The organism is Butyrivibrio sp., from assembly GCF_024699075.1.
The window spans coordinates 1-7,141 of record NZ_JAILQF010000243.1; the positions used below are offsets into that span (position 1 = coordinate 1).

The 7,141-nt window shown below is 34.5% G+C and carries 7 protein-coding genes; 2 read left to right on the forward strand and 5 right to left on the reverse strand.

Annotated features, from left to right (window positions below; genetic code table 11):
• The coding region (locus K6G87_RS09930; RefSeq protein ID WP_296836522.1) for a hypothetical protein at window positions 1-290 on the forward strand (290 nt) is incomplete at its 5' end.
• Window positions 291-501: 211 nt separating this feature from the next.
• On the opposite strand, the gene K6G87_RS09935 is transcribed toward K6G87_RS09930, so the two are convergent.
• Entirely contained in the window at window positions 502-1,275 is a 774-nt protein-coding gene (locus K6G87_RS09935; RefSeq protein WP_296836525.1) for a response regulator, read from the reverse strand.
• A gap of 20 nt (window positions 1,276-1,295) precedes the next feature.
• Window positions 1,296-4,418, reverse strand: coding sequence for an ATP-binding protein (locus K6G87_RS09940; RefSeq protein WP_296836528.1), 3,123 nt, complete (start codon window positions 4,416-4,418; stop codon window positions 1,296-1,298).
• Window positions 4,419-5,040: 622 nt separating this feature from the next.
• On the opposite strand from K6G87_RS09940, the gene K6G87_RS09945 reads away from it, so the two are divergent.
• A complete protein-coding gene (locus tag K6G87_RS09945; protein WP_296836530.1) occupies window positions 5,041-5,178 on the forward strand; it encodes a hypothetical protein in 138 nt (45 codons plus the stop codon).
• Here K6G87_RS09945 and K6G87_RS09950 read toward each other — a convergent pair.
• From K6G87_RS09950 to trxA, 3 genes are all read right to left on the reverse strand, one after another.
• A complete protein-coding gene (locus tag K6G87_RS09950) occupies window positions 5,158-5,625 on the reverse strand; it encodes a GNAT family N-acetyltransferase (RefSeq protein WP_296836533.1) in 468 nt (155 codons plus the stop codon). The two genes, K6G87_RS09945 and K6G87_RS09950, sit on opposite strands and share 21 nt — an antisense overlap.
• Before the next feature lie 298 nt (window positions 5,626-5,923).
• On the reverse strand, window positions 5,924-6,244 hold the full coding sequence (locus K6G87_RS09955; protein ID WP_296836534.1) for an L-2-amino-thiazoline-4-carboxylic acid hydrolase: 321 nt from the start codon (window positions 6,242-6,244) through the stop codon (window positions 5,924-5,926).
• A gap of 137 nt (window positions 6,245-6,381) precedes the next feature.
• Window positions 6,382-6,699 (reverse strand): thioredoxin, encoded by a 318-nt coding sequence (gene trxA, locus K6G87_RS09960; protein WP_296836536.1) that lies wholly within the window; start codon window positions 6,697-6,699, stop codon window positions 6,382-6,384.
• Window positions 6,700-7,141: the final 442 nt, after the last annotated feature.

Here is a 7,141-nt window from a genome sequence, read left to right on the forward strand (position 1 = left end):
ATGAAACAGGCGAAGAGACATTAGTTGATACAGGCGTTGATCTTAACAAAGATGGTACAGGCTGTAACGGAGCTTATGATTATAAGTGGAACTCTTTTGTATATAGCAAAAGTGGAACTTTTTATGCTTACGACTACTTTAACGGAGGTGTCGAAGAAACTTTCGATGGCGCATCGGGTTATATTATGAGAAACAAGAACTTTGAATTTGATTTCATTAATGCTTTTGAAGACGCTGATTCAGGTGAACTCATGTATATCTTCGGAAGTACACCCCAAAAAGTTCATTAATTTAAGAAGGCTTGAAGATTTATATCTCCAAGCCTTTTTAATACATCATTTTTTATCATCTTGTAATAATTCTTTTTAATACTTTACTTTTTAATACTTCACTTTTTAATACTTTGCTTTTTGATACTTTGCTTTTTAATACTTTGCTTTTTAATACTTTGCTTTTTAATATTTCACTTTTAAATATTTTAATTTCAAATACTATATACGTTTACTGATTCGATCTTAAAGCATTTTGAGAATCAAAGAAATCCTGCAGGTTTTTTAACAACTCGCCTTTATTTGTATTCTTAAGAAGATACCCATTAGGTTTTAAACCTACTACTTTCATAACGCTCTCTTTATCTCCTTTTCCGGTAAGAAAGATTACAGGAATATTCTGAGTATCTGATTCACTTCTTATCATTTCCAGTATTTTAGGCCCGGAGGTTACCGGCATCTCGTAATCAAGAAGGATCAGATCCGGTTTATTGGTTGCAAGATAAGTTATAGCCTGCATTCCGGAACCAACAATTATCACTCTGTAATCAGTATCAAGCCATCCTTTTACCAATGTCAGGAAAGTAGAATCATCATCAACCAGTAATATCTTCTTTCTTCGTGAAAGATCATCATTTAAAGCAAATACGCTCTGCATTTTTTCTGTTACATCCTTGATATTAAGTGGTCTTTCATAATGCTCCTTGATAAGCTTCTCAGGAAGGATCTTGATAAGATTTTCATACTCTGTAATATCTCCTATGGTACAGAGTATCTTATCTTTTTCCAAACACAGATCCTTAAGATAAGTAAGTACGTCCTTAATGTCTTCAAGATAGTTCCCAAGATAAAAGAGAAACACATCCGGATAATCCTTATATTTTTCGAGTTCACTAATAATAGGACTTGTATGCATTACTTTTATCCCGGCATCCTTAAGCCCCTTAGACAGAGCATCTACCATAAATGTTGAGCCCTTGCTTATAAGAAGTAATGTTTTATCCATTTTCCCTCCATCCTTTTTGATCAGAATTCATCAAGTATAGTCTTTATCTTGTCCCAGTCGGCATTCCTTATGTTCTCTTTAAGTCTCATTATCCAATCTGCATATTTATCAGGTATCTTATATCCTTTTAATGATTCCATTATAAATTGTATACTGTCATAATCATAGTTGAGCATCAGTTCTTTGATCGATGAAAGCGCATCTTTAAGCTCATCCTCTCCTATAACAGGAAGCGATTTATCATCATCCTTATAACTTAGCTCTTTGATTCTTTCGTAAATCTTATTGTATTTGTCCAGAAGAACAGGTGTCTTATCTTTTATCTTTTCGATATCTTCTGCATCTCCTGCGTGCTCAAGCTCTTCAGCAAGCTTTGAAAGTTCAAGTGCTCCTATTATCCTTGCCGATGATTTTAGAGAATGAACTTTGATAGTATATTCAGCTATATTTTCACTTTTTAAAAATTCTTCTATTGCCTTATAATTGCTTTCAGCTGATCCGTAAAAAGACTCTATTGTTTTAATATACATTTCAACTGATCCGCAGTTCTTGAGTCCTTCTTCTTTATCAATCCCTTCTACTTCACCTATCCACGATGGAAGTTCATCTAAAGCTTCATCCTCATCTTCTTTAGTTGTCTTTTCTATCATCACCTTTTCTTTTGGTAGATAATTTATCATCATCGCTTCAAGCTTATCTGACATGACAGGTTTTGTAATATAATCTATAAAGCCTGCTGCTATATACATTTCTCTGGCACCGGATACAGCATTAGCTGTAAGGCTTATAGCAGGCGTATCATTGTTTGGGTTATCTTTATCCTCTCGTAATGCATTTAAGGTCTCGATGCCGTCCATCTCCGACATTCTATGATCTAGGAAAATAAGGTCGTATTTCTTTTGCCTTGTCATAGAAAGACATTCTCTTCCGCTTTCTGCAGAATCAATTTGTACAAGAGTTTTCTTAAGTAGTCCGCGAAATACTGCAATATTGATCGGAGTATCGTCAACCACCAGTATTTCAGCATCGGGAGCAGTAAACTTCTCTTTGTAGGTTTCACTTGGGACAAGAAACTTGTTGTACATTTCCGTATAATTGCCGACAGGGTCCCACTTAACTACTTTCTGTCTTAATACAAAAGAAAATTCACTTCCTCTACCATACTCGCTCTTTACTTTAAGTTCACTTCCCATAAGATTTAATAGTTTTCTGGTAATATTAAGTCCCAGTCCAGATCCTTGTATATCTCTATTATGTTTTTCATCTATTCTTTGAAAAGCATTAAAAAGCTTATCCATATCCTTTTCTTTAATGCCTATGCCAGTGTCCTTAACAGCTACACAAAAATCAACCTCATCTTCTGATGCTTTTTTATAATTGATCTTTATTGTTATGCTGCCTTTATCTGTATATTTGATCGCATTAGACATTATATTGGTGACAACCTGTCTGATCCTTATCTCATCACCATTTAAAACACATGGAATAGTTTCATCTATATCTGCTATTAGCTTAAGTCCTTTGGTTTCAACTTTATTTTTTACCATAGTAATAAGGTCATTTAAAATAGATGAAAAATCATAATCAACCGGAACAATATCCATTTTCCCGGCTTCTATTTTAGAAAAATCAAGAACATCATTAATAAGCGCTAATAAAATATTGCCTGCATTCTTGATATTAAGGGCATACTCCTGAATCTGCGGATCATTGCACTCTCTTAATATCATTTCATCCATGCCAAGAACAGCATTAATAGGAGTTCTGATCTCATGCGACATATTGGAGAGAAATTCACTCTTTGCGTTGCTGGCAGATTTAGCATCATCAACAGCATCGACAAGTTCGCCTGTCATAGCTTTTAAAAAGTGGGATAATCTTTGAGATAGCGGAATGACATCATGATAATAACATGTAGATTGATCTTTTAATACACTATGTGCCAGTTGGCCTTGTAGTCCTTCTCTCATTCCAACAGCAACAAGTGCAGAATTAAAAATACCACCTTTACCATGGCACTTATAGATTTCGCCCATTCCAAGAATTATACTTGGGTATTCTTTGCGACCATTATAATAATACTCAATTTCTTTATTGAATCCATCCTGAATGACATTAAATCTGTTAACGCATATAACAAGTGTTAATCTCTCGGCTCCAAACGCGTCCATCCTATCAGCTGCATTCTTGGTGTTATTAAGAAGCAACTCCGGTTCAGCATAAGAAAATCGGACTTTTTCATCTTCACGCAAGTCACCTTCAAGATATACTTCACCGTTTGGACCACTTCCTGACGGCGTTCTTCCAATGAGCATTCCATTGCGCTCTATAACAAGAGGGAATTCAGCTATGTTATTCACAAAATAATCACTCGGTTCAACTCCAAGATACTTTTTGTATATGTCTATCGGTTTCATTCCATCTATAGACATAACAACAGTTGTCCCTTGATTGGTTATTGTCTGGGCACTGATATCCATATACTTGCCAATAGGTTCCCAGCCAAACAGATAACTCTCATAAAAATATAGATCTTTACCTGCAAATATGATTCCCGAAACCCCGGGCCCATAATAATCATCTGCTATAACAAAGGCATCTTCATTTCCTACAGTTATGTAATTATTATCATTACCATTAACATTTCTGTTGCCGGCAGCAATAGCCCCGAATACGCATATGTCATCCAGGCCTTCTGTCAGGATCTCAATAAATTCTGCAGCAGAGGCTTTAAGATATGAAGAATACAACTCGATGACTTTAACGTCTTCCATATTCTTAAGCTTCCGGTTCATTTCTTTGGCATAAGCAAAGCATTCCTCAATAAAATTATCTGCAGATTCTATTTTCTTACAAATAGGCACTGCCGTTGAACTATCCATTAATGTAAAGCTGAGTATTATTGCACTTTCCATTCCAAGAAGAAGCGCATGCTGAAAAGATGAATATCCAAAAACATCCATTTTAGGAAAAGAATCTTTGATATAGTTCAGAATTAAAGAAATATCGCTTTCAGGAACATTACCTATAGAAACCTGAATTACTCCTTTTTGGTACTTAAGGCTTTCACACTCTTTTTTATATTCAGAAAGAGCCGGCTTAAGTTCAGCAAGATCACGTACAATGATATTATGTTGAATCATATATAAGCCTTTCCATCTAAGGGGGGTGATAAGTTCACAAATATCCTATGATATTACATATATAATTTTATCCTTTTACCGAATAGAAATAAACATTAATTAGATTATTTTTTTAATAAATACGGCACACATCAGTGAATTTATTTGTGATTTTTAAATCTCAAATATTTTATTACAAAACAGGAAGGAAAATCTTGTGTATATAATCAGACAGACTTCTTTCCCGTTTTGCATAATATATATATAATTTTCCCTTTCGCAATTAAATCTACTTCCTGCTGATTCACAAAATCAAGAAATACAAAGTAAATGCGATTTTTTGTAATTATCGTTCAATAATTCATACATTCTTGAACATAAAGTTCAAGATAAAAACAAAATATAGCATCAATTAATTCATCAGATTAATTAATTATAATCTATATAGCTAATTAAAAAAAATGTTTCAATGATATTATTTATCATTGAAATATTATTTAACGGAGTAGCCAAGAAAACACGATAATTAGATGATACGTAGTTAAAAAACTTCCCATATTCCTATATAGTTGGCCTCCTCATTCCAAATATAGCATGATTACTATAACAGTTATTTTTGTACGTAAAAGGAGTAATGTGTCTTATGTCTGAAAACAAAGTTTTCTGCTCAGATCCGGAAGATTTTGATATCATCGCAGAAGCTTCTTCTATCATTATGCTTGCAATATTCACGCTTATCTTCATACAGACTTATAGTGCATCAGAGTACCTTCTCAAGTAGGGTTTTCTGAGTTTTAAAGCCCATTTTGTCATAGAAAGCTCTGGCGCTGTCATTGCCTTCCCATACATTGAGAATCACATTATAACAGCCTATACTTTTAGCATAATCCAGAACATATTCGTACAATTTTCTGCCAACACTCTTGCCTCTGGTACTTTCATCTACGCACAGATCGTCTATATAAAGAGTCTTTACATCTTTCATGTTAACGATACCTTTGCGCTCCTGAATCTCGCAAAAGCAGTATCCAAGAACATTTCCTTCATCCTCAGCTACAAATACCGGAGTATCATCATCTTTAAATATCTCTATAAGTTTATCATCTGTATACTTTCTAGTACCGGAAATAAATATATCAGGCCTTATCTTTGCATGAATCTCAAGCACCTGCTCAAGAAGTCTTGCTACCGTTTTAAGATCCTTTTGTTCTGCTCTTCTGATATTCATTTTAACAATCCTCTTTCTTATATTTTTATAGTTGCATGGACCAATGACGCTTGGATCCAGATAATAGGCGGGTGAATTAAAAACTGATTTCAAGATATTCCCGCCACCTAAAGGTGGTGGGTTATCTTGATCATTTTATATATTACTATAAGGCTACACCAAGTTAAAGTGATACTACAAAATATAAAAAAGGCGACTACCTTTAATGAAGTAATCACCTTTTTTCCTAACTAATTATGTTTATTTGGCATATCTACTTGGCAGACTCAGGTTCAATATGTAATCTCCCTTTTGTAGATCATATGCTTTTTGTTCTTTCCCAGCCATCGCCGGCGTCAGTATCGTGCCTTACAAAGTAGAAGTCGCAATAATCACCGCCCTGGCACAAAGTCTTAGTACGTATGAAATCTGTATAGTGAAGCTCTCCATAATTGATGATATCTGCATGGCAGCACATAGATCCTAGTTTCATAAGATTTCTTTTGCCAAGGATCTGAGCATAGATGCACTCGTTACATTCAAAATGAAATTCATTCTTTGCATCAGTATCATTATGCCAGGTATATCTCCAACCAATTCCTGACTTATGCTTAAATCCAAAAGGTACAACCTTCTTCATAAGTATAATAATCAAGAGATTACGAAAAAAAGTCCTTAAGTGAACTACCCATCACCTAAAGGTAATGGGTTTTCTTGCAACATCATTATAATTGGCAAAAAAATGGCAAAGAGTTTTGTACCTCTTTGCCACAAGCTTTAAGCAAGCTGCTGTAATTTACTTACAAGTATGTTCTTAGGAACAGCGCCCATTGTATTATCAACGAGTTCTCCGTTTTTGATAAATGCAAAGTATGGAATGCTCATAACACCAAATTTCTGAGCAAGTTCCTGCTGCTCGTCGACATTGACCTTTCCTATCTTAACTTTGCCATCAAACTCTTTGGCAAGTTCCTCAACAACAGGTCCCATCATCTTACAAGGGCCACACCAGTCTGCATAAAAATCTATAAGTACAGGAACATCACTGTTTAAAACTTCTTCACCAAAATTATCTTTTGTAAATCTGTATTCCATAATTATCACCGATTCGCTTTTAAAGCGCCTTTCTTTTTAATAACTAAATAAAATGTTGTTTTCATTTGATATCTTAATTATACATGGTACGTTTTTTATATCAAGTACGCAGTTTTTATTTACCTGGTAAGAAAAAACGTACCAGATAAAATCGTGTATAAATGCATCTTTATATTTTTACACAATAAAAAAGATGCCCTCCGGTATTGCGATATACTACAGTTTACTTAAACGTAGTATTATCATAATACTGGGTTGCATCTTTTTTAGTGATAAATATTATTCCATATTTATTTTCCGAGTTAAACTCGCAAACGCTTCGCTTTTTGCTCGTTATAAAATCACTGCTGACGCAGTTCTACGGGTACGGGGCTTATAACCCCGCACCCGAAATCAAGATATTCCCACCACCTAAAGGTGATGGGTTATCTTGATCATTTTA

What these genes read in the sequence shown, in the direction of transcription:
- K6G87_RS09935 (WP_296836525.1), bottom strand. Translation starts at nt 1,275, where the DNA reads ATGGATAAAACATTACTTCTTATAAGCAAGGGCTCAACATTTATGGTA.
- K6G87_RS09940 (WP_296836528.1), bottom strand. Translation starts at nt 4,418, where the DNA reads ATGATTCAACATAATATCATTGTACGTGATCTTGCTGAACTTAAGCCG.
- K6G87_RS09945 (WP_296836530.1), top strand. Translation starts at nt 5,041, where the DNA reads ATGTCTGAAAACAAAGTTTTCTGCTCAGATCCGGAAGATTTTGATATC.
- K6G87_RS09950 (WP_296836533.1), bottom strand. Translation starts at nt 5,625, where the DNA reads ATGAATATCAGAAGAGCAGAACAAAAGGATCTTAAAACGGTAGCAAGA.
- K6G87_RS09955 (WP_296836534.1), bottom strand. Translation starts at nt 6,244, where the DNA reads ATGAAGAAGGTTGTACCTTTTGGATTTAAGCATAAGTCAGGAATTGGT.
- trxA (WP_296836536.1), bottom strand. Translation starts at nt 6,699, where the DNA reads ATGGAATACAGATTTACAAAAGATAATTTTGGTGAAGAAGTTTTAAAC.